The sequence below is a fragment of the Frankia sp. CoWAU3 genome (genome assembly GCF_977971855.1).
On sequence record NZ_CDWWXB010000180.1, the window covers coordinates 6,174 to 7,712 of the forward strand.

Consider the following 1,539-nt stretch of genomic DNA (forward strand, 5'->3'; position numbering starts at 1 on the left):
CCGGGCCGAGGCCTGCCCAACCGTAGAACGAGTCCAGGGCGGTGTGCGCGAGCCGGACGGTGCTCGCGGACACCTTGCGGTCGGATCGAAAAATTTCAGCATCAAGGCGAAGCCGAGGCGGGTCGCCCCGGCCTTGTTCCGCACCAGCTTGCGGTCGCTCTCGCTCAGGGTCCAGCAGTCGATCAGCTGCTCCGGAGTCTACTCCCGCCGCACGCCGGCCACCCTAACGGGACGATCACGGCAGGTCGGACACCAGCCACCAGCACAGGCGAAGCGTCCGGGACGTCACCCAGAGCTACCTTCCGGCTGGTAAGGCACGAACCCGAGTCCCGGGCCCGGTAGCCGTCGTCGCCATGTTCGGATGGGCGCGGTGGGCATGGCGCGGGCCACCAGAGCGACGGCGAGAAGGTCGGCCTCGCGGCCCGGTGGGGCGACCAGGTGCAGGCCAACCGGTTCCCCGACACCGGTTAGGCCTGCTGGGATGCTGATCGCAGGATGGCCGGTGATGTTGAACGCCCAGGTGAGCGCCACGCTCATCGTCTCCCCGGGCCCCTGGTGGCCGTGCGGGGGGTTGGGTGTGGTCGGGGTGGCGAGCAGGTCGTGCCCGGCGAACAGGCCACCGAAAGAGCGCAGCAGGGCGGCCCGGGTACCGGCGGTGTCCTGGCCGCTGTGACGCAGGGACACCCAGCAGTCCGCCGGGTCGGGCAAGCACGGCACGGCATCGGTCACCGCGAGCGCGCCGGCTCGGGCGAGGGCGTCCAGGTGGGTGCGGGCCACCTCGGCGACCGCCGGGGCCGTATCGGCGAAACCGAGCGTGGCCGACCACGCCGTGCGCAGCGGCCGGTCGGGGCGGCGCAGCGCCGGCAGGGTCGCGGTGCCCGCGACGGCGTCGAGGTAGGCGGCCGCGTCGGCGGGCTCGCGGGCCAGCACGCCGGCAGCGTTGAGACCCGCGCGGTCGCGGGCGGGCACCCGGCCGCCCGTGAGTTTCAGGCCCACGACGCCGCACCACGCCGCCGGGATGCGCACCGAACCGGCGCCGTCGCTGCCGGTGGCCAAGGGAACCAGGCCGGCGGCAACGGCGGCGGCCGATCCGGCGGACGACCCGCCGGGGCTCCAAGCCGGGTCGTGCGGATTGAGAGTCGGGCCGCGGTCGGTGTGCCCCCAGGTCTGCCAGGTAGTGCCCGGGCCCGGGGCGGCGGTGGCACCGACCGGTACGCAGCCGCCCGCGAGCAGCCGGCGGGTCTGGGTCGAGGTCAGCCCCTCGGTAACCTTCACCCCCAGAGGCACCCCGGCCAGCGGCGGCCGTTCGCCCACGCGGACCCGGCGGTCCACGTCGGCCGCGTGGGCGTACGCCTGCTCGGGCCACAGGGCTGCGAAGGCCCGCACCGCCGAATCGCCGTCCGCGATACGCGCAAGCGCGTCGCGGGTCATCTGCTCGGCGGATAGCTCCCCGGCGTGGACCAGGGCGGCGATGCGCAGCGCGGACAGTCCGCCGCTCACCGGGGCCGCCGGGGAGCTATCCGCCGAGCAGATGACCCG

Annotated in this window: 1 protein-coding gene; it reads right to left on the reverse strand. The window is 74.7% G+C overall.

Annotated features, from left to right (window positions below):
* Nucleotides 1–285 precede the first annotated feature (285 nt).
* A partial coding sequence (locus AC08ON_RS14435) for an amidase (protein ID WP_476617150.1) occupies nt 286–1,539 on the reverse strand: 1,254 nt, incomplete at its 5' end.